The organism is Streptomyces sp. NPDC058145 (assembly GCF_042884245.1).
GTDB lineage: Bacteria > Actinomycetota > Actinomycetes > Streptomycetales > Streptomycetaceae > Streptomyces.
Genome location: NZ_JBHVUH010000011.1, coordinates 88,305 through 111,201 on the forward strand (window position 1 = coordinate 88,305; position 22,897 = coordinate 111,201).

Annotated in this window: 16 protein-coding genes; 12 read left to right on the forward strand and 4 right to left on the reverse strand. The window is 72.1% G+C overall.

Going from position 1 to position 22,897, the window contains the following annotated elements:
* Window positions 1-30 precede the first annotated feature (30 nt).
* From ACFVVO_RS25010 to ACFVVO_RS25020, 3 genes are all read left to right on the forward strand, one after another.
* On the forward strand, window positions 31-675 hold the full coding sequence (locus ACFVVO_RS25010; protein WP_390057826.1) for a hypothetical protein: 645 nt from the start codon (window positions 31-33) through the stop codon (window positions 673-675).
* Between the two features lie 196 nt (window positions 676-871).
* A complete protein-coding gene (locus tag ACFVVO_RS25015) occupies window positions 872-1,063 on the forward strand; it encodes a hypothetical protein (RefSeq protein ID WP_390057827.1) in 192 nt (63 codons plus the stop codon).
* 131 nt (window positions 1,064-1,194) lie between these two features.
* Window positions 1,195-4,239 (forward strand): AAA family ATPase, encoded by a 3,045-nt coding sequence (locus tag ACFVVO_RS25020; RefSeq protein ID WP_390057828.1) that lies wholly within the window; start codon window positions 1,195-1,197, stop codon window positions 4,237-4,239.
* 25 nt (window positions 4,240-4,264) lie between these two features.
* Here ACFVVO_RS25020 and ACFVVO_RS25025 read toward each other — a convergent pair whose 3' ends face one another.
* Window positions 4,265-5,434 (reverse strand): PQQ-dependent sugar dehydrogenase, encoded by a 1,170-nt coding sequence (locus ACFVVO_RS25025; protein WP_390057829.1) that lies wholly within the window; start codon window positions 5,432-5,434, stop codon window positions 4,265-4,267.
* A 98-nt stretch (window positions 5,435-5,532) separates the two neighbouring features.
* Window positions 5,533-6,531, reverse strand: coding sequence for an aldo/keto reductase (locus tag ACFVVO_RS25030; RefSeq protein ID WP_390057830.1), 999 nt, complete (start codon window positions 6,529-6,531; stop codon window positions 5,533-5,535).
* Between the two features lie 76 nt (window positions 6,532-6,607).
* On the opposite strand from ACFVVO_RS25030, the gene ACFVVO_RS25035 reads away from it, so the two are divergent.
* The 6 genes from ACFVVO_RS25035 (at window position 6,608) to serA (ending at window position 16,538) form a co-directional block, all read left to right on the forward strand.
* The gene (locus ACFVVO_RS25035; protein WP_390057831.1) at window positions 6,608-7,561 is read left to right on the forward strand and encodes a 2-hydroxyacid dehydrogenase; all 954 of its coding nucleotides are present in this window, start codon (window positions 6,608-6,610) and stop codon (window positions 7,559-7,561) included.
* A gap of 372 nt (window positions 7,562-7,933) precedes the next feature.
* A complete protein-coding gene (locus ACFVVO_RS25040; protein WP_390057832.1) occupies window positions 7,934-10,957 on the forward strand; it encodes a putative bifunctional diguanylate cyclase/phosphodiesterase in 3,024 nt (1,007 codons plus the stop codon).
* 244 nt (window positions 10,958-11,201) lie between these two features.
* A complete protein-coding gene (locus ACFVVO_RS25045) occupies window positions 11,202-13,049 on the forward strand; it encodes an acetolactate synthase large subunit (RefSeq protein WP_390057833.1) in 1,848 nt (615 codons plus the stop codon).
* 28 nt (window positions 13,050-13,077) lie between these two features.
* Window positions 13,078-13,602: an acetolactate synthase small subunit gene (ilvN, locus tag ACFVVO_RS25050; RefSeq protein WP_390057834.1), complete on the forward strand. Its 525-nt coding sequence runs from the start codon at window positions 13,078-13,080 to the stop codon at window positions 13,600-13,602.
* A 118-nt stretch (window positions 13,603-13,720) separates the two neighbouring features.
* Window positions 13,721-14,719 (forward strand): ketol-acid reductoisomerase, encoded by a 999-nt coding sequence (gene ilvC / locus ACFVVO_RS25055; RefSeq protein WP_390057835.1) that lies wholly within the window; start codon window positions 13,721-13,723, stop codon window positions 14,717-14,719.
* Between the two features lie 229 nt (window positions 14,720-14,948).
* Window positions 14,949-16,538, forward strand: a complete 1,590-nt coding sequence (serA, locus tag ACFVVO_RS25060; protein ID WP_390057836.1) for a phosphoglycerate dehydrogenase — start codon at window positions 14,949-14,951, stop codon at window positions 16,536-16,538.
* Window positions 16,539-16,609: 71 nt separating this feature from the next.
* Here serA and ACFVVO_RS25065 read toward each other — a convergent pair whose 3' ends face one another.
* Complete coding sequence (locus ACFVVO_RS25065; protein WP_390057837.1) at window positions 16,610-18,157, reverse strand: MFS transporter; 1,548 nt, start codon at window positions 18,155-18,157, stop codon at window positions 16,610-16,612.
* 98 nt (window positions 18,158-18,255) lie between these two features.
* On the opposite strand from ACFVVO_RS25065, the gene ACFVVO_RS25070 reads away from it, so the two are divergent.
* Entirely contained in the window at window positions 18,256-18,837 is a 582-nt protein-coding gene (locus ACFVVO_RS25070; RefSeq protein WP_390057838.1) for a TetR/AcrR family transcriptional regulator, read from the forward strand.
* A 16-nt stretch (window positions 18,838-18,853) separates the two neighbouring features.
* Here the strand turns inward: ACFVVO_RS25070 and ACFVVO_RS25075 are convergent, their stop codons facing one another.
* Window positions 18,854-20,071 carry a PucR family transcriptional regulator gene (locus ACFVVO_RS25075; protein ID WP_390057839.1) on the reverse strand — a complete coding sequence of 406 codons (1,218 nt, stop codon included), beginning with the start codon at window positions 20,069-20,071 and terminating at the stop codon, window positions 18,854-18,856.
* A 165-nt stretch (window positions 20,072-20,236) separates the two neighbouring features.
* On the opposite strand from ACFVVO_RS25075, the gene ACFVVO_RS25080 reads away from it, so the two are divergent.
* The gene (locus ACFVVO_RS25080; RefSeq protein ID WP_390057840.1) at window positions 20,237-21,163 is read left to right on the forward strand and encodes a proline dehydrogenase family protein; all 927 of its coding nucleotides are present in this window, start codon (window positions 20,237-20,239) and stop codon (window positions 21,161-21,163) included.
* Window positions 21,164-21,202: 39 nt separating this feature from the next.
* Complete coding sequence (gene pruA, locus ACFVVO_RS25085; protein ID WP_390057841.1) at window positions 21,203-22,834, forward strand: L-glutamate gamma-semialdehyde dehydrogenase; 1,632 nt, start codon at window positions 21,203-21,205, stop codon at window positions 22,832-22,834.
* Window positions 22,835-22,897: the final 63 nt, after the last annotated feature.

Sequence of the window (22,897 nt, forward strand, 5' to 3'; positions counted from 1 at the left end):
CTCTCAGACGGCATCCGTACGGTGCCGGGCATGGCAACGAACACACAGGACGTCAACAGGACCGACGACGAGCGAGCGGCGGAGGAGGCAGCGGCCGCCGCCCAGACGGACGCCGCGAACGAAGCGGACGGCACCGGACCGGCCGGGCGGCCGGCCGGGAACGGCGAGAAGGCGCGAGGGACCGAGGGAACGCTCAAGGCCGGGGGACGGAACGAGCCCGAGGGACCGGAGGGTTCCGAGGAGTCCGACCCGTTCGAGGAGGAGTCCGCGGAGAAGGTGCCCTCCGGGGCCGGACTTGGCGCCGGTGCCGTGGTCTCCGCCGCGCTGGGCCTGGTCTCCCTCACCGGTGGCTGGATCGGCACCGTCGCCGCCGCCCGCGAGACCCTGGTCGGCCAGCTCCAGACCTCCTCCGGCGCGAGCGTCGCCAAGCAGATCAAGGAGGTCTACGGCGACGCGTGGCACACCACCGCCCTGTGGGCCGGCCTGTTCGCGCTGGCCGCGCTCATCACCGGCGTGGTCGTGCTCGTCCGGCCCGCGTTCGGCGCCCCCGGCCGCCCGCCGGCCGGGTGGATCAGGTCGGTCGCGTGGGGCGGGGTCTCGCTCGGCCTCATCGGCCTGCTGCTGGCCGTCCTGAAGTACACCGACGCGCTGCTCGCCCTGCCCTCCACGGGCTGAGAACCCGCGGGCCCGCAGGGGCCTTAGGGAATCCCTGAGCACCTTAGGGAGCCCCTGGGGCCCCTTACCCGCGTCCGGGCCCGGCCGCCGGCCCCCAAGATGCGGAACTCTCCCGATGTGGCGCACCCCCCTGGGGGACGAGTGTGGAGGCATCGCAACGAGCGACGCCGACACCGACCTCCGGAAGGACCACGCCATGTACGAGTTCGAGACCCATCGGCTCCGTCACGCCGAACTGCGCCGTGAGGCCGCCCAGGAGCGCCTGGCCCGCGAGGCCGTCGGCGCCCGGCGCGTCGCGCGCCGCGAGGAGCCGGCCCCGCTCGGCACCCCCGGCGCCGAAACCCATACCGACCGCCCCCGCAGGCACCGGCTCCCGCGCACCGCGTGAGCGCCGGGCCCGCGGGCGCCGGTACCAGCGCCGACGCGGGCGCCGGTACCGGCGCGGCTGTCCTGGCCGTTCGTACGACCATCGCACCGAGACTGTGGAAAACGGGTGCCGCGCCCTCCGGACCTCGTGCGATGCTCGGGCCCGTGGAGAACAGGTCCGTCAGTCCCGTGTTCGTCGGCCGCGCCGACGAGTTGGACACCTTGAACGACGCGCTCGCCCGTGCCGCCGCGGGCGAGCCGCAGGCGCTGCTGCTCGGCGGCGAGGCGGGGGTCGGCAAGACCCGCCTCGTCGAGGAGTTCGCCGCCGTCGCCGGCCGCCGGTCCGCGGTCGTCGCCGTGGGCGGCTGTGTGGAGATCGGCGCCGACGGGCTGCCCTTCGCCCCCTTCTCCAGCGCGCTGCGCGCCCTGCGCGACGCCCTGCCCGAGGAGTTCGCCGCCGCCGCGGCCGGACAGGAGGAGGAACTGGCCCGGCTGCTGCCCGAGCTCGGCGAGGCCGCCTCGAGCCGCCACGACGAGCAGGGCACCGCCCGCCTGTTCGAACTCACCGCCCGGCTGCTGGAGCGGGCCGCCGCCGAGCGCACGGTCGTCCTCGTCCTGGAGGACCTGCACTGGGCCGACGCCTCGACCCGCCACCTGCTCACCTACCTCTTCCGCACCCTGCGCACCGGCCACCTCCTGGTCCTGGCCACCTACCGCGCCGACGACATCCACCGCCGCCACCCGCTGCGCCCGCTGCTCGCCGAACTCGACCGGCTGCGCACCGTCCGCCGCCTCGAACTCGCCCGGTTCACCCGTGAGGAGGTGGCCCGCCAGATCGCCGGCATCCTCGCCACCGAACCCGACCCCGCCCAGGTCGACGCGATCTTCGAACGCTCCGACGGCAATGCCTTCTTCGTCGAGGAACTGGCCGTCGCCGCCTGCGAGGGCTGCTGCACCGGCCTCTCCGACTCCCTGCGCGACCTGCTCCTGGTCCGGGTCGAGAAACTGCCCGAGAGCGCCCAGCGGGTCGCCCGGATCGTCGCCGAGGGCGGCTCCACCGTGGAGTACCGGCTGATCGCCGCCGTCGCCCGGTTCACCGAGGACGACCTCATCGAGGCACTGCGGGCCGCCGTGGGCGCCAACATCCTCACCGCCACCCCGGACGGCGACGGCTACCGCTTCCGGCACGCCCTGGTCCGCGAGGCCGTCGCCGACGACCTGCTGCCCGGTGAACGCTCCCGCCTGAACCGCCGCTACGCCGAGGCGCTGGAGGCCGACCCCTCGCTCGTCCCCGCGGGCGCCCGCGTGATGCGCCTGGCCAGCTACTGGTACCACGCCCATGACCCCGCCAAGGCCCTGCCGACGGTCCTGGAAGCCTCCGTGGTGGCTCGCCGCCGGCACGCCTACACCGAGCAACTGCGTCTTCTGGAGCGGGCGATGGAGCTGTGGGACACCGTGCCCGAGGAGGTCCGCTCCGCCCTGCGCCCGGTCGACTACACCGGCGTCTACCCCCCGTGCGGCTGCGACCCGGCCACCACCCCGCTGCGCTACCTCGACCTCATGGCCGAGGCGGCGGTCGCCGGCCGCTTCGGCGGCGAACGCGAACGCGCCCTGAAGATCGTCAAGCGGGCGCTGCAACTGCTCGAGGACGATCCGGACCCCCTGCGCGCCGCCTGGTTCTGGGTCCAGCGCTCCCGCCTGGTCCAGGCCCTGGCCCGCGGCGACGGATGGCCGGAACTGGCCACCGCGCAGGAGCTGGTGCGGGGCCTGCCGCCCTCCGAGGTGCACGCCGAGGTGCTGACGGAGTCCGCCGGCTGGTCCATGCTGCACCGGCCCGGACCCGAGGCCCTCGCGGACGCCGAGCAGGCCGTCGAGTACGCGCGGATGGTGAACGCCCGCGAGATCGAGCTCAACGCCCGCCTCACCCTGGGCGGCCTCATGGTCGACGCCGGTGACATCGAGGCAGGGCTCGCGGAGATGTCCCGGGTCAAGGAGGAGGCGATCGCCGAGGGCGTGTCCCAGGTGGCGGGCCGCGCCCATGTGAACCTGCCCGGCTCGCTGCAGTCCGTCGGCCGCGACCGGGACGCCGAGCCCATCCTGCGCGAGGGCATCGCCTTCACCCGCCGGCACGGGCTGCCCGACTCCCAGGCCTGGGTGTGGGGCAACCTCTCCGACGCGCTGTACTCGCTGGGCCGCTGGGAGGAGGCCGCCGAGGCGGCCGGACAGGCGATCCGCATCGGGCGCAGCGCCAAACCCCGCGGTGCGGGCGCCCTGCGCCTGGCCCACCTCGCCCTGGCGCACGGCGACGGCGCGGAGGCCGCCCGCCAACTGGCCACCGCCCGCGCCCACTACGGCACCCGCGACCCGATGCCCCAGAACGGGCTGCCCCTGGCCCGCATCGCCGTGGGCGTCGCCGCGGGTGAGGGCCGGCTCCTCGACGCCCGCACCGAGTTCCTGACCGCCCTGGAGGCCGGCTTCCCGGCCGGCACCCAGCGCTACGCCTGGCCCCTGCTGCTGGCGATGGCCACCGCCGAGGCCGACGCCGGCACCCTGCCCACCGCCGAAGCCGGCCGGGCGGACATGCTCGGCCGGCTCTCCAAGGTGGCCCGCGGGCTCATCGCCGACGCCCCCCTGTGGCGCGCCTACGACCAGTGGACCCGCGCCGAACTGCTCCGGGCCGAGGGCCGGGACACCGACGGCACCTGGTCACCGGTGGTCACGTCCTTCGAGGGCCTGGACCGCCCCTACGACCTGGCCCGGGTCCGCCACCGCCTCGCCCAGGCGCTGCTGACCGACGGCGGCGAGGGACACCGGGAGCGGGCCGTGGAACTGCTGAGACTGTCCGGAGCGGTCGCCGGCCACCTCGGCGCCCGCCCGCTCGCCGACGCGGTCGCCCGGCTCGCCCAGCGCGCCCGGCTCACCCTCGGCCACGCCCCGTGCCGGGCCCTCGCGTCCGCCGATCCGGTGTCGGCCCTCGGCCTCACCAGCCGGGAGCGGGACGTCCTGCGCCTGGTCTCGGCCGGCCGCACCAACCGCCAGATAGCCGAGGAGCTGTTCATCTCCCCGAAGACCGCGAGCGTGCACGTCTCCAACATCCTCTCCAAGCTCGGCGTCTCCGGCCGGGGCGAGGCGGCGGCGGTGGCACACCGGCTCGGCCTGTTCCCACCGGACACCGAGGACCGGCTGGTGGCGGGATGAGGGCCGCACGCATGAGGGGGGCCGCTCAGCGAACCGACACCTCCAGCACCCGGTCGTCCCCCTTCTTCGGTGTCCCCCGGCCGTCGGTGTTGCTCGTGACCAGCCAGACCCTGCCGCTCCCCGCCGGGACGACGGTGCGCAGCCGGCCGTACTCGCCGGTGAGGAACGCCTGGGGGGCCGCCGAGGCGGCGGTGCCGCGCAGCGGGATGCGCCACAGCCGTTCGCCCTTCAGACCGGCCATCCAGATCACGCCGTCGACGTAGGCGATCCCGCTCGGGGAGGCCTCGTCGGTGTGCCACTGCGCCACCGGGTCGCGGAAGCCGGCGTCGGAGGCACGCCCCTCGGCGTCCGGCCAGCCGTAGTTGCCGCCCGGCACGATCGTGTTCAGCTCGTCCCACGTGTCCTGGCCGAACTCGGAGGCGAACAGGCGCTGCCTGGAGTCCCAGGCCAGGCCCTGGACGTTGCGGTGGCCGTACGAGTACACGGGGGAGCCGGGGAACGGGTTGCCGGGGGCCGGCTCGCCCTCCGGGGTCAGGCGGAGGATCTTGCCGCCCAGCGACTTCCTGTCCTGGGCCAGGCCGCGGTCGCCGCTCTCGCCCGTGCCCGCGTACAGCATCCGGTCCGGGCCGAAGGCGATCCGGCCGCCGTTGTGGATCACCCCCTTGGGAATGCCCTTGAAGACGGTGTCCGGGGCGCCCAGTTGCTCACCGGCCGGCTTCCCCTCGTCGTACAGCATCCGGACGATGCGGTTGTCCGAGACCGAGGTGAAGTAGGCGTAGATCATGTGGTCCGAGGCGAAGCCGGGGGAGAGGGCGATGCCGAGCAGGCCGCCCTCGCCCTCCGCGGAGACCCCGGAGACCGTGCCCAGCTCGGTCTTGCGGCCCGTCTTCTCGTCGACGCGGGTGATCGTGCCGTCGTCCCGGGTGGAGACCAGCAGCCCGCCACCGGGGAGCGGGGCCAGGCCCCACGGCGTCTTCAGGCCGTCGGCGACGGTGCGCAGGACCTTCACCGAGCCCTTGGCCGGCGGTGCCGATTCGGTGGCCCGGCCGGACGGAGCGGTGGCCGTCGCCGTCCCCCTCGGCGTGGTGCTCCCGCCGTCACCCGGGAAGCCCTGGCCGCCGGACGAGCAGCCCGCCGTCAGCAGGAGCGCGGTCGCGGCCAACACGGCCGTCACAACTCGGCGTTGCACGATCATGGTCCCTTCGCAGCGGCGGACGTACGACAGTTTCTCCCTGTCATACTCCGCCCGTCCCGCCCGGGTTCCCGCCCGGCGCGCATCGCACGCGGGACCGCTCAGTCCCAGGAGCCCTGCGCCGCCGGCAGCCGGGACACCTCCGCCAGGTCCTCGGCGGTCAGACGCAGCGCGGCCGCCGCCGCGTTCTCCCCGGCCCAGCGCTCCCGCTTGGTGCCGGGCAGCGCGATCACCTGACGGCCCTGCGCCAGCACCCAGGCCAGCGCCACCTGCGCCGCGGTGACGTCCGCGCCGTGCCGGCGGGCGATGCGGCGCAGACCGGCGACGATCGGCTGGTTGGCCGCCATCATCTCGGCCGTGAAGCGGGGGTGCCGGGCGCGCACGTCGTCCGGTTCGAAACCCTCGCCGGGTGTCAGCGTGCCGGTCAGGAAGCCGTTGCCCAGCGGCATCGCGGCCAGGAAGCCCACGCCCCGCGCCTCGCACCACGGCAGCAGCGTGTCCAGCGCCTCCGGCGACCACACCGACAGCTCCGCCTGCACCGCGCTCACCGGGAAGACCTGCTGCACCCGGTGCAGCTGACGCAGCGTGGTGTCGTGGAGCCGGTTGCCGGAGCGGCGGCCGGCCCGCGCGCCCACCGCGCACAGGCCCAGTGCCCGCACCTTCCCGGCCCGCACCAGATCGGCCATCGCGCCCCAGGTCTCCTCCACGGGGACCTCGGGATCGGCGCGGTGCAGCTGGTAGAGGTCGATCACATCCGTCTGCAGCCGCCTGAGCGAGGCGTCGCAGGCCCGTTTCACATAGCCCGGGCGGCCGTTGGCCACGATGTGCTGCTCGCCCACGAGCAGCCCCGCCTTGGTCGACACGAAGGCGTCCCGGCGCCGCTCCCTGAGCACCCGCCCCAGCAGCAGCTCGTTGGTGAACGGGCCGTACATGTCGGCCGTGTCCAGCAGGGTCGAGCCCAGGTCCAGTGCCCGGTGCACTGTTCTGAGCGATGCGTCGCCCCGCTGCCGGGAGCCGGTGTACGCCCAGCTCATCGGCATGCACCCGAGTCCGACGGCCCCCACCGCGAGCGCACCCGCGCCGATCGTCCTGCGCTCCACCTGCTCGTGAACCTCCCTCGTCCGGGCCCCCAACCTAACCCGCGCACGCCTGTACGCCTGACATAGCCTCCTTGCCATGACACAAGACGTGTGGCTTCCCATCGCGCCGGAGGAGATCGAGGGGCTTCCCCAGGGGCCCCGCTACCTGTTCTGGGACGGCGGCGACGACGGTGAACAGGAGTTTCCCGGCGACCCCGCCGACTGTGCCTTCTACGTCGTGCCGTACATGCGCCCGAGCGCCGTCGGGCTGCGGCCGATGGCCCGCATGGGCACCGTGCGGGTCGTGCAGACGCTGTCGGCCGGCGTCGACCACCTGAACCCGGGCCTGCGGCACCTGCCCCCGGGCGTCCGGCTGTGCAACGCGCGCGGAGTCCACGAGGCCAGCACGGCCGAACTGACCCTCGCGCTCGTCCTCGCCTCCCTGCGGGGCATCCCCGACTTCGTCCGGGCCCAGGACCGGGGCGAGTGGCGAGGGGGCTTCCACCCGGCGCTCGCCGACAGGACCGCCCTCATCATCGGCTACGGCGCCATCGGTGCCGCCATCGAGGACCGGCTCGCACCCTTCGAGCTCGCGCGGGTGGCGCGCGTCGCGCGCTCAGGGCGCACCACGGCGCGCGGTCCCGTGCACGCGCTCACCGAATTGCCCGCACTGCTTCCGAAAGCCGATGTCGTGATTCTCTCCACGCCCTTGACGGAGGCGACCAGAGGTCTCGTGAACGCGGACTTCCTGAGCCTGATGAAGGACGGGGCGCTGCTCGTCAACGTCTCCCGCGGACCTGTCGTGGACACGAACGCGCTGCTCACCGAGGTGGAGAAGGGACGCATCACCGCCGCCCTCGACGTCACCGACCCCGAGCCGCTGCCGTCGGGACACCCCCTGTGGACGGCGCCCGGCGTGCTCATCAGCCCGCACGTCGGCGGACCCACCTCGGCCTTCCTGCCGCGCGCCAAGCGGCTCCTGGTGGACCAGTTGCACCGATTCGTGAACCACGAGCCCCTGCGGAACGTGATCCTCACTACGGGGACCTGACACACTCCGGCACCCTCCGCAATCTTTCGAGCGCGGAACGTGTTGACATCCTCGCTGATCGTCACGCAGCGTAGAGAAGCTATGTCCCTGAGTGACGATCCTGGTGTATCGTCCCGACAGGGGCTGCGCCGCTGACCGTTCGGCGCCGGGGATGGACAGATCGGACTTGTGAGGGGGGCGACGGGCGATGCACGGCCTATGGACGAACGATCCGACGCGGCGGAGCCGCCGGCGGGGACCCTGGCGCACGACCGCGCGCAGAAGCGGCCACCACACGAGCCATCACTGCCACCGCAAACCGGCCGGCCGCGGGAGGCACGCGGCGCACCGGGACACCGGGGAGCCGGGAGCGGCGCGCACCGGGAGGCCCCGGTGAACGCCCCGCCCGCCCTGACGGGCACCCTCGACGGCACGCCGCTCGCTCCGTCCGCGCCACCGGCCCCGGCGCCCGCCCGGCCGCCGTCCGCCGCCGAGGGCCCGCGGCTGGTGCCCCAGCTCGTCCTCGCCCTGGTCTGCGGGGCCTATGCGATCGGCTCCATGTTCGACTGGGGCTCGGAGCAAGTCGCGCTGGTCATGGGCGACTTCGGGCTGAGCGCCGCGGCCGGCGCCGCCGCCGTCTCGTGCTTCCGCTACGCCCGCGGGCCCCGGATCCGCTTCCGGCCGGCCTGGCTGCTCTTCGCGCTCTCCTCCGCGATGGCGTCCCTCGGCAACGCGGTATGGGGGTGGTACGAGGTCGTGCTGGACCGGCCCGTGCCCAGCCCCAGCTACGCCGATCTGTTCTTCCTGTGCTTCGCGCCGCCCGCCATCGTGGGCCTGCTGGTCCTCGCCCAGCGGCCGGCGAACCGGGCGGGCTGGATCTGCCTGGCGCTGGACGCCTGGCTGATCGGCGGCTCGCTGCTCACCCTGTCCTGGAGCCTCGCGCTGGCCCAGGCCGCCCGGTTCGACGGGCCGAGCGTGGCGCACACCGCGCTGTCACTGGCGTACCCGCTGCTGGACATCGCGCTCGTGAGCATGGTGCTCGCGCTGCACTTCCGCCGCTCCCCGGGCAACCGCACGGCGGTCAACACCGCGATCGGCGCGCTCGCCCTGACGGTGATGTGCGACGCGCTGTTCACCTCGCCGCTGCTGCACAGCAGTTACCACTCCGGGCAACTGCTGGACGCGGGCTGGTTCGCCGGTTCGCTGCTCCTCGCCTACGCCCCCTGGGCCGCACCCCATCGCGCCGGGGCACCGGACGGCGACCGGCGGGTGCCCGAGGGGCGCTCGCGCGTGGTCCACGAGCACGTGCCGGGACAGCGCGGCCCCGGCCAGCCGCACGTGCCGCCGCCCGCGCCGGGCGGCGGCGACCACCCGCGGTACCTGCCCGGCCGGCCGATCACCGGCTCACTGGCCGCGCTCACGCCGTACCTGGCCGCCGCCGTGTGCACCCTGGGCATCCTCTACAACGTGCTCAACGGCCGCAGGCCCGACCACGTCGTACTGATCACCGCCGGCGCCGTCGTGCTGGCGCTCGTCATGCGGCAGGGCATCATGCTGCTGGACAACATCACCCTCACCCAGGAACTGGCGCAGCAGGAGAACCACTTCCGCTCCCTGGTGCAGGGCTCCAGCGACGTCATCATGATCGCCGCGCCCAACGGCATCCTGCGCTACGTCTCCCCGGCCGCCGCCGGGGTCTACGGACGGCCCGCCGAGGACCTGGTGGGCACCGAACTGGCCGCTCTGATCCACTCGGAGGACCTGGGCTGCGTGGTGCACGAGGTGCGCCGCTTCCTCGCCGCCAGCCCGCTGGAGGAACCCACCACCCGCATCGAGTGCCGCTTCCGGTCGGGCGAGGGAGGCTGGCTCAACGTCGAGTCCACCGTCAACCGCCACCACGGCGGCCTGATCTTCAACAGCCGGGACGTGACCGAGAGGGTCCGGCTCCAGGCCCAGTTGCAGCACAACGCCGAGCACGACCCGCTCACCGACCTGCCCAACCGCGCGCTGTTCACCCGGCGCGTCCAGCAGGCCCTCTCCGGCCGCCGCGCCACCGACCGGGGCGCCGCCCTGCGCGGCACGGCCGTGCTCTTCATCGACCTGGACGGCTTCAAGGCCGTCAACGACACGATCGGGCACCAGGCCGGGGACGAACTGCTCGTCCAGGCCGCCCGCAGACTCCAGGACGCGGTCCGGCAGGGGGACACCGCGTCCCGGCTGGGCGGCGACGAGTTCGCGGCCCTGATCGCCGGGGACGGCACCCGCGACCGGACCGCCCGGGAGCGGAACATCCTGGAGCTCGCCGACCGCCTCAGGACCACCCTCTCCCAGCCATACGCCATCGACGGCAACGATGTCCGGGTCAACGCCTCCATCGGCGTCGCCTTCGCCGAGCCGGGCCTGGGCGCGGGCGAGCTGCTGCGCAACGCCGACCTCGCGATGTACCGCGCGAAATCGGCCGGGAAGGGCCGCGTCGAGCTGTACCGGCCGCAGATGCAGCAGGACGTCGTACGCAAGGCGGAGCTGGCCACCCGGCTGCGCGCCGCCCTGCACGACGGCGAGTTCGCGCTGCTGCACCAGCCGGTGGTGAGCCTCGGGAACGGCCGGATCACGGCGGTCTCCGTGCAGGCGCGCTGGCGCTCCTCCCAGGGGGTGCTGTTCACCCCGGCCGAGTTCCTGAGAGTGGCCGAGGACGGCGACAAGACCGCGGAGCTGGACCGCTGGATCCTGCGGGAGGCGGTGGACCAGGCCGCGGAGCGGGCCGCCGACGGGCACGTCGTGCCCGTCGCCGTGCGGCTGAGCGCCCGGCGGCTGCTGGACCGCTCGATGCCCCTCGGCACCGTGGAGGCGCTGCTGACCCGGCACGGGCTGCCGCCCGGCGCGCTGGTCCTGGAGCTGTCCGACACCGACCACCGGACCTCGCTGGAGGAGCTGGAGCGGCGGCTGACCGCGCTCAGCCGGCTCGGCGTGCGGATCGCGCTCGACGGCTTCGGCAGCGGCCACGCGGCCATCACGGCCCTCAGGCGGCTGCCCGTGGACATCCTCAAGCTGGACCGCGGCCTGGTCGAGGGAGTCGTGGAGTCCGCGCGGCTGCACAAGATCACCAGCGGACTGCTCCGTATCGCCTGCGATCTCGGGCTCCAGTCCGTGGCCGAGGGCGTGGACCTGCCGGAACAGGTGACCGTGCTGCGCGCGATGGGCTGCACCCACGGGCAGGGCAGCGCGTTCGCGGGCCCGCTGGACGAGTACCGGCTGCGCCGGGCGCTCGGATCCGGCCACTTTCCGGTGCCGCACGCACCTGTCGAACCGGCGTTCGCCGGTGGAACCGCGGGGGTGTACGCCGGAGGGGTGTCCGCCGTCATCGGAGGTGGCAGCGCCCGCCGCTCACATACTGAGACGCCCGTCCCACCCACTTGACACATGGTGCGTGCCGGGGGGAGGGTCAGTGCCATGCGCACCCGAATTCTCGTACTTGGACAGCGCGTCGGCTGAGCTGGGAACCACCGGAGGACGATCCGGAATCCCCAGCGACCTCCCCCGGCGCGCTCCCCTCGCTTGCCCTACGGCACGAGGGGTTTTTTGTTGCACGAGCGCCTTTCGTGCAGCGCTTCGACTCCGCCCAAACCTCGCATAAGACCTCAGCATCGAGAAGAGAATGCCGATGACCGAGCAGGCCACCGGGGCCCATCCGCAGCCGCGGCCCCGATCCGGAGGACATCAGTCCGCCCCCGTCGAGCACGTCACGGGTGCGCAGTCCCTCATCCGCTCCCTCGAGGAGGTCGGCGCGGACACGGTATTCGGCATTCCCGGCGGTGCGATCCTGCCCGCGTACGACCCGCTGATGGACTCCACCCGGGTCCGTCACGTCCTGGTCCGGCACGAGCAGGGCGCCGGCCACGCGGCCACCGGCTACGCGCAGGCCACCGGCAAGGTCGGCGTCTGCATGGCTACCTCGGGCCCGGGCGCGACCAACCTGGTCACCCCGATCGCCGACGCGCACATGGACTCGGTGCCGCTCGTGGCGATCACCGGGCAGGTCGCGTCCAAGGCGATCGGCACGGACGCCTTCCAGGAGGCGGACATCGTCGGCATCACCATGCCGATCACCAAGCACAACTTCCTTGTCACCAAGGCCGAGGACATCCCGCGGACCATCGCGGAGGCCTTCCACATCGCCTCCACCGGCCGCCCCGGCCCGGTCCTGGTGGACATCGCCAAGGACGCCCTCCAGGCGAGGACCACCTTCTCCTGGCCCCCCGTCACGGACCTGCCCGGCTACCGCCCGGTGACCAAGCCGCACGCCAAGCAGATCCGCGAGGCCGCCAAGCTGATCACCACGGCGAAGCGTCCCGTCCTCTACGTCGGCGGAGGAGTCCTCAAGGCGCAGGCCACCGCCGAACTGAAGGTCCTCGCCGAACTCACCGGAGCGCCCGTCACCACCACCCTGATGGCGCTCGGCGCATTCCCCGACAGCCACCCGCTGCACGTGGGAATGCCGGGCATGCACGGTGCGGTCACCGCCGTCACCGCGCTGCAGAAGGCCGACCTGATCGTCGCCCTCGGAGCCCGCTTCGACGACCGCGTCACCGGCAGGCTGGACAGCTTCGCCCCGTACGCGAAGATCGTCCACGCCGACATCGACCCCGCCGAGATCGGCAAGAACCGTGCCGCCGACGTGCCGATCGTCGGAGACGCCCGCGAGGTCATCGCCGACCTGGTCCAGGCCGTGCAGAAGGAGCACAGCGAGGGCCACAAGGGCGACTACACCGCCTGGTGGAGCGACCTGAGCCGCTGGCGCGAGACCTACCCGCTCGGCTACGACCAGCCCGAGGACGGTTCGCTGTCCCCGCAGGCGGTCATCGAGCGCGTCGGGCGGCTCGCGCCCGAGGGCACGATCTTCGCGGCGGGCGTCGGCCAGCACCAGATGTGGTCCGCGCACTTCATCCAGTACGAGCAGCCCGCCACCTGGCTGAACTCCGGAGGCGCCGGAACCATGGGCTACGCGGTCCCGGCCGCGATGGGCGCCAAGGCCGGGCGGCCCGACCGCACGGTGTGGGCGATCGACGGCGACGGCTGCTTCCAGATGACCAATCAGGAGCTGACCACCTGCGCCCTGAACAACATCCCGATCAAGGTCGCCATCATCAACAACGGCGCCCTCGGGATGGTCCGCCAGTGGCAGACCCTGTTCTACAACCAGCGGTACTCCAACACCGTCCTGCACTCCGGTCCGGAGGACGTCAACCCGGAGGCCAGGGGCACCCGCGTCCCCGACTTCGTGAAGCTGTCGGAGGCCATGGGCTGCCACGCGATCCGCTGTGAGCGCCCGGAGGACCTGGACAAGGTCATCGAGGAGGCGAACTCCATCAACGACCGCCCGGTCGTCGTCGACTTCATCGTCCACGAGGACGCGATGGTGTGGCCGATGGTCGCCGCCGGCACCTCCAACGACGAGATCATGGCCGCCCGGGACGTCCGCCCCGACTTCGGCGACAGCGAAGACGACTGAGCCGGAAGAGCGAAGAGGAAGACCAGACATGTCCAAGCACACGCTCTCCGTCCTGGTGGAGAACACGCCCGGCATCCTCGCCCGGATCGCCGCCCTCTTCTCCCGTCGCGGTTTCAACATCGACTCGCTCGCCGTGGGGGTCACCGAGCACCCCGACATCTCCCGGATCACCATCGTGGTCAGCGTCGAGGAGTTCCCGCTGGAGCAGGTCACCAAGCAGCTCAACAAGCTCGTCAACGTGCTGAAGATCGTGGAGCTGGAGCCCGGCCAGGCCGTTCAGCGCGAACTCGTCCTGGTGAAGGTCCGCGCCGACAACGAGACCCGCTCCCAGGTCGTGGAGATCGTCCAGCTGTTCCGCGCCAAGACCGTGGACGTCTCCCCGGAGGCCGTGACCATCGAGGCCACCGGGTCCAGCGACAAGCTGTCCGCCATGCTCAAGATGCTGGAGCCGTTCGGCATCAAGGAGCTGGTCCAGTCCGGCACGATCGCGATCGGCCGCGGCGCCCGTTCGATCACGGACCGGTCGCTTCGCGCGCTGGACCGATCCGCGTAAGGCTGGGTACGGGCGGCCGGCGCGCACGGTCCGCCCGTATGCCGAGACCCCGAAACTTCCTTCCCCCTCACCGGCATACGGTGGGAGCAGAAACTGCACACCAAGGAGAGAACCCAAAGTGGCCGAGCTGTTCTACGACGCCGACGCCGACCTGTCCATCATCCAGGGCCGCAAGGTCGCGGTCATCGGCTACGGCAGCCAGGGCCACGCCCACGCGCTGTCGCTGCGTGACTCCGGTGTCGACGTCCGTGTCGGTCTGCACGAGGGCTCCAAGTCCAAGGCCAAGGCCGAGGAGCAGGGCCTGCGCGTGGTGACCCCGGCCGAGGCCACCGCCGAGGCCGACGTCATCATGATCCTCGTCCCGGACCCGCTCCAGGGCCAGGTCTACGAGGAGTCCATCGCGCCGAACCTGAAGGACGGCGACGCGCTGTTCTTCGGCCACGGCTTCAACATCCGCTTCGGCTTCATCAAGCCCCCGGCCGGCGTGGACGTCTGCATGGTCGCCCCGAAGGGCCCGGGCCACCTGGTCCGCCGCCAGTACGAGGAGGGCCGCGGCGTTCCCTGCATCGCCGCCGTCGAGCAGGACGCCTCCGGCAACGCCTTCGCGCTGGCCCTGTCCTACGCCAAGGGCATCGGCGGCACCCGGGCCGGCGTCATCAAGACGACCTTCACCGAGGAGACCGAGACCGACCTGTTCGGCGAGCAGGCCGTTCTGTGCGGTGGCACCGCCGCGCTGGTGAAGGCGGGCTTCGAGACCCTGACCGAGGCCGGCTACCAGCCCGAGATCGCCTACTTCGAGTGCCTGCACGAGCTGAAGCTGATCGTGGACCTCATGTACGAGGGCGGCCTGGAGAAGATGCGCTGGTCCATCTCCGAGACCGCCGAGTGGGGCGACTACGTCACCGGCCCGCGCATCATCACCGACGCCACCAAGGCCGAGATGAAGAAGGTCCTCGCCGAGATCCAGGACGGCTCCTTCGCCCAGAACTGGATGGACGAGTACCACGGCGGTCTGAAGAAGTACAACGAGTACAAGCAGCAGGACTCCGAGCACCTGCTGGAGACCACCGGCAAGCAGCTCCGCAAGCTGATGAGCTGGGTGAACGAGGAGGCGTAAGCCCCACGTCAGGGGGTCGGGGCACACTGCTCCGGCCCCCTTTGTCCACCCCGTCCAGCCACGGACGGGTGATCCTTCCGCAGAGGCGCAAGACGGCCTCCTGTACGCCACTAGACTGCTGCAGAACATACGCGTCAGGCCCACAGCGTCGTGCGTCTTCCGCGGCTAGCCCCCTCCACCGCCAGCGGCCGTCGGGACGGCCGTCCGCATTGGACTTGTGAGGACTCACGTGAGCTCGAAACCCGTCGTACTCATCGCTGAAGAGCTGTCGCCCGCCACCGTCGACGCGCTTGGCCCGGACTTCGAGATCCGGCACTGCAACGGAGCGGACCGCGCCGAGCTGCTCCCCGCCATCGCCGACGTCGACGCGATCCTGATCCGGTCCGCCACCAAGGTCGACGCGGAGGCGGTCGCCGCCGCGAAGCAGCTCAAGGTCGTCGCGCGAGCCGGCGTCGGCCTGGACAACGTCGACGTCTCCGCCTCCACCAAGGCCGGCGTGATGGTCGTCAACGCCCCGACCTCGAACATCGTGACCGCCGCCGAGCTGGCCTGCGGTCTGATCCTCGCCACCGCCCGCAATATCCCGCAGGCCAACTCCGCGCTGAAGAACAGCGAGTGGAAGCGCAGCAAGTACACCGGTGTCGAGCTGGCCGAGAAGACGCTCGGTGTCGTGGGCCTGGGCCGCATCGGCGCCCTCGTCGCCCAGCGCATGTCGGCCTTCGGCATGAAGGTCGTCGCCTACGACCCCTACGTGCAGCCCGCGCGGGCCGCGCAGATGGGCGTCAAGGTGCTCTCCCTGGACGAGCTGCTCGAGGTCTCCGACTTCATCACCGTCCACCTGCCGAAGACCCCCGAGACCCTCGGTCTGATCGGCGACGAGGCGCTGCGCAAGGTCAAGCCCAGCGTCCGCATCGTCAACGCGGCCCGCGGCGGCATCGTCGACGAGGCGGCGCTGTACGCGGCGCTGAAGGAGGGCCGGGTGGCCGGCGCCGGCCTCGACGTGTACGCGAAGGAGCCCTGCACGGACTCCCCGCTGTTCGAACTGGACCAGGTCGTCTGCACCCCGCACCTCGGCGCGTCAACGGACGAGGCCCAGGAGAAGGCCGGCATCGCCGTCGCCCGGTCCGTGCGCCTGGCGCTCGCCGGCGAGCTGGTGCCGGACGCGGTGAACGTCCAGGGCGGTGTCATCGCCGAGGACGTCAAGCCGGGTCTGCCGCTCGCCGAGCGCCTCGGCCGTATCTTCACCGCCCTCGCGGGCGAGGTCGCGGTCCGCCTCGACGTCGAGGTTTACGGCGAGATCACCCAGCACGACGTGAAGGTGCTCGAGCTGTCCGCGCTCAAGGGCGTCTTCGAGGACGTCGTCGACGAGACGGTGTCGTACGTCAACGCCCCGCTGTTCGCGCAGGAGCGCGGTGTCGAGGTGCGCCTGACCACCAGCTCCGAGTCCGCCGAGCACCGCAACGTGGTGACCGTGCGCGGCACGCTGGCGGGCGGCGAGGAGGTGTCGGTCTCCGGCACGCTGGCCGGCCCGAAGCATCTGCAGAAGATCGTCGCGGTCGGCGACTACGACGTCGACCTCGCCCTCGCCGACCACATGGTCGTCCTGCGTTACGAGGACCGTCCGGGTGTCGTCGGCACCGTCGGCCGCATCCTCGGCGAGGCCGGCCTCAACATCGCCGGCATGCAGGTCGCCCGCGCGGCGGCCGGTGGGGAGGCGCTGGCCGTCCTGACCGTCGACGACACGGTGGCCGCCGGCGTGCTGGCCGAGGTCGCGGAGGAGATCGGGGCCACGTCCGCCCGCTCGGTGAACCTGGTCTGACCAAGCCGACAACCGGGAAGCGCCGGAGGGGTCATGGACCCGTCCGGCGCTTCTTCGTGTTCGGTCGCGTCTCAGGCCGCGGTCTCCACCTCGGCCGTGGCCGCCGGCGTGCGCCGCGTCCCGATTCCGCGCAGCGTCACCGCCGCCGCGACGGCCGCGAGAGCCAGCACCGCCGCCCCCGCGATCGCCGCCCCGTGCATCCCGGTGGTGAACGCCTCCCGGGCCGCGGTCGCCAGGGCGTCCCCCGTGCGCCCCGGCAGCCGTCCGGCGACCGCGAGCGCGCCGCCCAGGGTCTCGTGCGCCTCGGCCGGGGCCGAGGCCGGCATCTCGTGGCGGTAGAGCGCCGTGCCGATGGAGCCGAGGACCGCCATGCCCAGCGCGCCGCCGAACTCCTGGCCGGTCTCCAGCAGTGACGAGGCCGCGCCCGCCTGCTCCACCGGAGCCGTGCCCATCGCCAGGTCCGTCATCTGGGACATCACCATGACGATGCCGGACGCCAGTACGCCACAGGCGGCGAGGACGAGCCAGAGCGAGTCCGTGCCGGTCAGGGCCAGCATCCCGTAGCCCGCCGCCGCGACGGCGAAGCCGGCGGTGACCACATGGGCGCGGTCGACGCCCCGCTGGACCAGGGCGGTCGCGGCCGGGGCCGCCATGCCGATCGGCACCGAAGGCAGCAGTGCCCACAGGGCCGCCTCCATCGCGCTCTTGTCCAGCACCGACTGCAGGTACTGCGTGGTGAAGAAGGCCGAACCCAGCATCGCCAGCGAGGAGACGAGGTTCAGGACGACCGCGGGGGCGAAGCCGCGGCCGCGGAAGAGGGCCGGCGAGATCATCGGGGAGGCCGCCGTGCGCTGACGGTGGACGAACAGCACCGCGAAGAGCAGGCCCACGGTGATCGGGACGACGTACCGGGGGTGCCAGCCCTCGGACGGGATCTCCTTGAGGCCGTAGACCACGGGGAGCACCGCGGCCATCGACAGCGGCACGCTCAGCAGGTCGAAGCGGCCGGGCTCCGGGTTCCTCGACTCGGGCAGCAGTACCGGGCCGAGGAGCAGCAGCAGCGCCATCGCGGGCAGGTTGACCAGGAAGACCGAGCCCCACCAGAAGTACTGGACCAGGACACCGCTGAGCACCGAGCCGAGCGCGATGCCGCCGGTCATCACGCCGGACCAGATGCCGATCGCCTTCGCCCGCTCCGCGGGGTCGGTGAACATCGTGCGGACCAGCGCCATGGTCGACGGCATCAGGGTCGCGCCGCCGATACCGAGGACGGCGCGGGCCGCGATCAGGGTCTCGGCGCTGTTCGCGTAGGCCGCCACCAGGGAGGCGGCACCGAAGGCGGCGGCCCCGATCAGCAGCAGCCGGCGTCGGCCGATGCGGTCGCCCAGCGAGCCCATCGTCATCAGCAGGCCGGCCAGGACGAAGGCGTAGATGTCGAAGATCCACAGCTGCTGGGTGCCGCTCGGCTCCAGGTCCGCGCTGATCGCCGGGATGGCGAAGTACAGGACGGAGACGTCCATCGAGACCAGCAGCAGCGGAAGCATCAGCACGCAGAGCGCGGTCCATTCGCGGCGGCCGGCGCGGCCGCCGGGGGAGTCGTTGCTCGTCGAGTTCGTCATGACGGTGACTGTACGGACGTCCTAAACGCTTGTCTAGAACGCTTGTATAAGTCATGCGTCTAGGACGGTCGTATGGATTCGGCGCTAGGCTGGCCCGCATGGGACACCGTGAGGATCTGCTGGAAGGCGCCAAGAGCTGCCTGCTGGAGAAGGGCTTCGCGCGCACCACGGCGCGCGACATCGTCAAGGCCTCGGGGACCAACCTGGCCTCGATCGGCTACCACTACGGGTCGAAGGACGCCCTGCTGGCCAAGGCGTACGTCGCGCTGGTGGAGGGCGCGTCCGACGCTTTCGACGGAGGGGGTGCCGTGGAGCCGGAGGGTGCGCCCGGGTCCCTGGAACGCTTCCGGTGGGTGTGGTCGAACATCGTCGACACCATGCGCGAGCCCGGTTCGATGTGGCGCCTCAGCATGGAGATCGTGGTCATGGGCGACCAACTGCCCGAGGTCCGCGACCATCTGGCGCTCGCCCAGCGGGAGGCCGGCCGCGGCCTCGTCCCGATGCTCATGGGCGGCCGGGAGGAGGACGTCCCGGACGAGACCGCGGACACCCTCGGCAGGTTCTACGTGACCCTGATGACCGGGCTCATCGCCCAGTGGACCTTCGACCCGAAGACCGCCCCCGACGGGGACGCGCTGACCGAAGGCCTGCGCCGGATCATCGAGGCCGCGAGCGGCTGACCGCTCGGCTCGGCCCTCACGTCAGCCGCGCCCGCTTCAGGGCCATGTGCAGCAGCAGCCGGTCCTCGCCGTCGTCCAGGTCGAGGCCGGTCAGCTGCTCGACACGGGAGAGGCGGTAGTAGAGGGTCTGCCGGTGGACGCCCAGCTCGGCCGCCGTGCGGCCGGCCTGACCCGCGCAGTCGAGGTAGACCTCGGCGGTGCGGGCCAGCTCCCGGTGGGCCGGGGCCAGCAGCGGGCCGACCGCGGGGTCGTGGGCGGTCTGCGGCGGCAGCGCGGTCAGCAGCCGGTACGGCCCGACGCGCCCCCACTCGGCGACCGGCCCGAACCGCGGCTCCGCCAGCGCCGCACGCGCCGCGGCGGACGCCTCCTGCCAGACCTCTCCCAGCTCGGCGAGCCCGATACGAGACTCACCGACCCCGGCGGCGGCCGCGTCCCTGGGCCGGCGCGCGCCGCGCGCCCCCGCCGACTCCTTCAGCACCCGTGACGCCGCCGTCAGGGCCGGTGTCGCCACGTCCGCCGAGCGGAGCCGCACCAGCACCGCCAGACTCTGCTGCGTGGCCCCCCACGGGACCGTGCACAGGGCCGTGGCGTGCGGGACGGTGCGGACGGACGGCGCGTCGTCCGGGTCGGCCGACGGCCAGGGGGCGACGCAGACCAGCGTGTGCGGGCCGTCCCCGCGCGTCCCCAGGGCGGTGCGCAGTTCGGCCACCGCCATGTCCTGCTGCCAGCCGCGTTCCGCGGTCAGCACCGCCCGCAGCTCCCGGCCCAGCCCCGCCCCCGCCCGCTGCTCGTCCGCGAGCAGGGCACCGATCCGGCCCGTCACCTGCATGGCGGCGCCCAGTTGCGCCTCCGTCGGGCCCGGGTCGTCGTCCAGCAGCCAGACGTAACCGAGGACCACACCCCGATGCCGCACCGGCAGGCAGATGCGTCCCCGGTAGACGCCGGCCTCCGGGGTCGGCGGGATCCGCACCGGGCCGGTCGCGCGGGTGATGCCGAACCCCTCGAACCACTCCCGCACCGCCGCGGTGGAACGCCGGGTCAGGATCGAACGGGTGCGCACCGGGTCCAGGGCCGACGGGTCCAGGTCGCCCTCGCTGTCGTACGCGCCGAAGGTGATCAGCTCGAAGTCCCGGTTCTCCAGGGTCGCCGGGACGCCCAGCAGCTCCGAGACCTCGTCCACCAGCTCCTGGTAGTCAGCCTTGTAGTCCGACGTCACCCCCGCATTCTCCCGCATTTACGCGCCCCTTCATACATCTGTCTGAGAACGCGGTCGCGGATGCGTGACAGCTGTCGATGGCAGACGATCGAAGAAATCCATAGGTTTCACGGTGGTTCTCCGTGCCGTACCCGAATCGTCGGGCTCGGCCGGTCTTCGGTGCTTTTGTAGTGGAGGTGCCCCGTGCTGGGTCCCGTGATTCTCGCCGCGTCGCGCAGCGACCGGATGCGACGCCTGATCTCGGCGGCCCCGGTGACCAAGCAGGTCGTGGACCGCTTCATCCCCGGCGAGACCGTGACCGACATCGTCCCGATCGTCAGGGACCTGACGGCCAGGGGCCTGGAGCTGACGATGGACGTCGTCGGCGAGGACATCACCACCCCTGAGCAGGCCGCCGCCGCCCGGGACGCCTACCTCGAGCTGATCGGCCGGCTCAAGGAGCTGGAGCTGGGCGAGAAGGTCGAGATGTCCGTCAAGCTGTCGATGTTCGGCCAGGCGCTGGAGGGCGGCCACGAGCTTGCCCTCGCCAACGTCCGCCCGGTCGTCGAGGCCGCCGCCGCCATCGGCACCACCGTCACGCTCGACGCCGAGGACCACACCACCCTGGACTCGATGTTCGCCATCCACGAGGAACTGCGGACGGACTTCCCGCAGACCGGCTGCGTCATCCAGGCCTACCTCTTCCGCACCGAGGCCGACGCCCGCCGCCTCGCGGAGGCCGGCAGCCGGGTGCGCCTGGTGAAGGGCGCCTACAAGGAGCCCGCCGAGGTCGCGTACCAGCAGAAGCACGAGATCGACAAGGCGTACGTCCGTATCCTGAGGACGCTGATGGAGGGCGAGGGCTACCCGATGATCGGGTCCCACGACCCGCGCCTGATCTCCATAGCCCAGGAGCTGGCTCACCAGGCCGGCCGCAAGCTGGACGAGTACGAGTTCCAGATGCTGTACGGCATCCGCGGCGACGAGCACCTGCGGCTGGCCGCCGAGGGCCACCGCATGCGCGTCTACACCGCCTACGGCACCGACTGGTACGGCTACTTCATGCGCCGTCTCGCGGAGAAGCCGGCGAACCTGCGCTTCTTCCTGCGCAGCATGGTCAGCAAGGGCTGAGCCCGAACACCCGCTCACGTACAAGGAGTCAAGGATCCTATGGACGCTGTGACCCAGGTCCCCACCCCGGTCAACGAGCCGGTGCACGGCTACGCCCCCGGCTCGCCCGAGCGCTCCCGCCTGGAGGCCAAGCTCAAGGAGCTGGCCGAGAACCCGATCGAACTGCCGATGACCATCGGCGGCGAGAAGCGCCTCGGCGGCGGTGAGCCCTTCCAGGTCGTCCAGCCGCACAACCACAAGGCCGTCATCGGCACCGGCCGGCACGCCACCCAGCAGGACGCCCAGGACGCCGTCGACGCGGCCCTGGCCGCCGCGCCGGCCTGGCGCGCCATGTCCTTCGACGACCGCGCCGCGATCATCCTGCGCGCCGCCGAGCTGCTGTCCGGCCCCTGGCGCGAGACCATCGCCGCCTCCACGATGCTCGGCCAGTCCAAGACCGTCCAGCAGGCCGAGATCGACAGCCCCTGCGAGCTGGTCGACTTCTGGCGCTTCAACGTCCACTACGCCCGCCAGATCCTCGCCGAGCAGCCCCCGGCGAACTCCCCGGGTGTGTGGAACCGCATGGACCACCGCCCGCTTGAGGGCTTCGTCTACGCGATCACGCCGTTCAACTTCAGCGCGATCGCCGCGAACCTGCCCACCGCCCCCGCGCTCATGGGCAACGTCGTGGTCTGGAAGCCGTCCCCGACGCAGACCCACGCCGCCGTGCTGCTCATGCAGCTCCTGGAAGAGGCCGGCCTGCCCAAGGGCGTCATCAACCTCGTCACCGGTGACGGCATCGAGGTCTCCAAGGTCGCCCTGGAGCACCGGGACCTCGCGGGCATCCACTTCACCGGTTCGACGAAGACCTTCCAGTACCTGTGGAAGACGGTCGGCAACAACATCGAGAAGTACCGCTCCTACCCGCGTCTGGTCGGCGAGACCGGCGGCAAGGACTTCCTGGTCGCCCACCCGAGCGCCGACCGCGCGATCCTGAAGACCGCCCTGACCCGCGGCGCCTTCGAGTACCAGGGCCAGAAGTGCTCGGCCACCTCCCGCGCCTACGTCCCGGCGTCCATCTGGAACTCCGGTTTCAAGGAGGAGTTCGCGGCCGAGGTCGACCACCTGACCATGGGCGACGTCACCGACCTGTCGAACTTCATCGGCGCCGTCATCGACGACCGCTCCTTCGCCAAGAACAAGGCCGCCATCGACCGCGCGAAGGCGGACGCGGCCTGCACGATCGTCGCGGGCGGCACCTACGACGACTCGGTCGGCTACTTCGTCCGCCCGACCGTCGTCGAGTGCACCGACCCGGAGAACGAGGTCTTCACCACCGAGTACTTCGGCCCGTTCCTCGCCGTGCACGTCTACGAGGACGACCGGTACGACGAGATGCTGACCCAGATGGAGTCGGTCTCCGACTACGCCCTCACCGGTTCGGTCATCGCGGGCGACCGCGCCGCGGCGGCGTACACGATGGAGAAGCTCCGCTACGCGGCGGGCAACTTCTACATCAACGACAAGTCGACCGGCGCCGTGGTCGGCCAGCAGCCCTTCGGCGGCGGCCGCGCCTCCGGCACCAACGACAAGGCGGGCGCCCCGCAGAACCTGATGCGCTGGACCCTGACCCGCGCCATCAAGGAGACCCTGGTCCCGCCGACCGACTACTCCTACCCGCACATGGGCTGACCGGCCCGTCCCGTGAACTCGGGCCGGGAAGCCTGACCCCCGAGCAGGCTTCCCGGCCCGTTG

What these genes read in the sequence shown, in the direction of transcription:
- ACFVVO_RS25045 (WP_390057833.1), top strand. Translation starts at nt 11,202, where the DNA reads ATGACCGAGCAGGCCACCGGGGCCCATCCGCAGCCGCGGCCCCGATCC.
- ACFVVO_RS25065 (WP_390057837.1), bottom strand. Translation starts at nt 18,157, where the DNA reads ATGACGAACTCGACGAGCAACGACTCCCCCGGCGGCCGCGCCGGCCGC.
- ACFVVO_RS25010 (WP_390057826.1), top strand. Translation starts at nt 31, where the DNA reads ATGGCAACGAACACACAGGACGTCAACAGGACCGACGACGAGCGAGCG.
- pruA (WP_390057841.1), top strand. Translation starts at nt 21,203, where the DNA reads ATGGACGCTGTGACCCAGGTCCCCACCCCGGTCAACGAGCCGGTGCAC.
- ACFVVO_RS25020 (WP_390057828.1), top strand. Translation starts at nt 1,195, where the DNA reads ATGCTCGGGCCCGTGGAGAACAGGTCCGTCAGTCCCGTGTTCGTCGGC.
- ilvN (WP_390057834.1), top strand. Translation starts at nt 13,078, where the DNA reads ATGTCCAAGCACACGCTCTCCGTCCTGGTGGAGAACACGCCCGGCATC.
- ACFVVO_RS25015 (WP_390057827.1), top strand. Translation starts at nt 872, where the DNA reads ATGTACGAGTTCGAGACCCATCGGCTCCGTCACGCCGAACTGCGCCGT.
- ACFVVO_RS25075 (WP_390057839.1), bottom strand. Translation starts at nt 20,071, where the DNA reads ATGCGGGAGAATGCGGGGGTGACGTCGGACTACAAGGCTGACTACCAG.
- ACFVVO_RS25025 (WP_390057829.1), bottom strand. Translation starts at nt 5,434, where the DNA reads ATGATCGTGCAACGCCGAGTTGTGACGGCCGTGTTGGCCGCGACCGCG.
- ACFVVO_RS25070 (WP_390057838.1), top strand. Translation starts at nt 18,256, where the DNA reads ATGGGACACCGTGAGGATCTGCTGGAAGGCGCCAAGAGCTGCCTGCTG.
- ACFVVO_RS25035 (WP_390057831.1), top strand. Translation starts at nt 6,608, where the DNA reads ATGACACAAGACGTGTGGCTTCCCATCGCGCCGGAGGAGATCGAGGGG.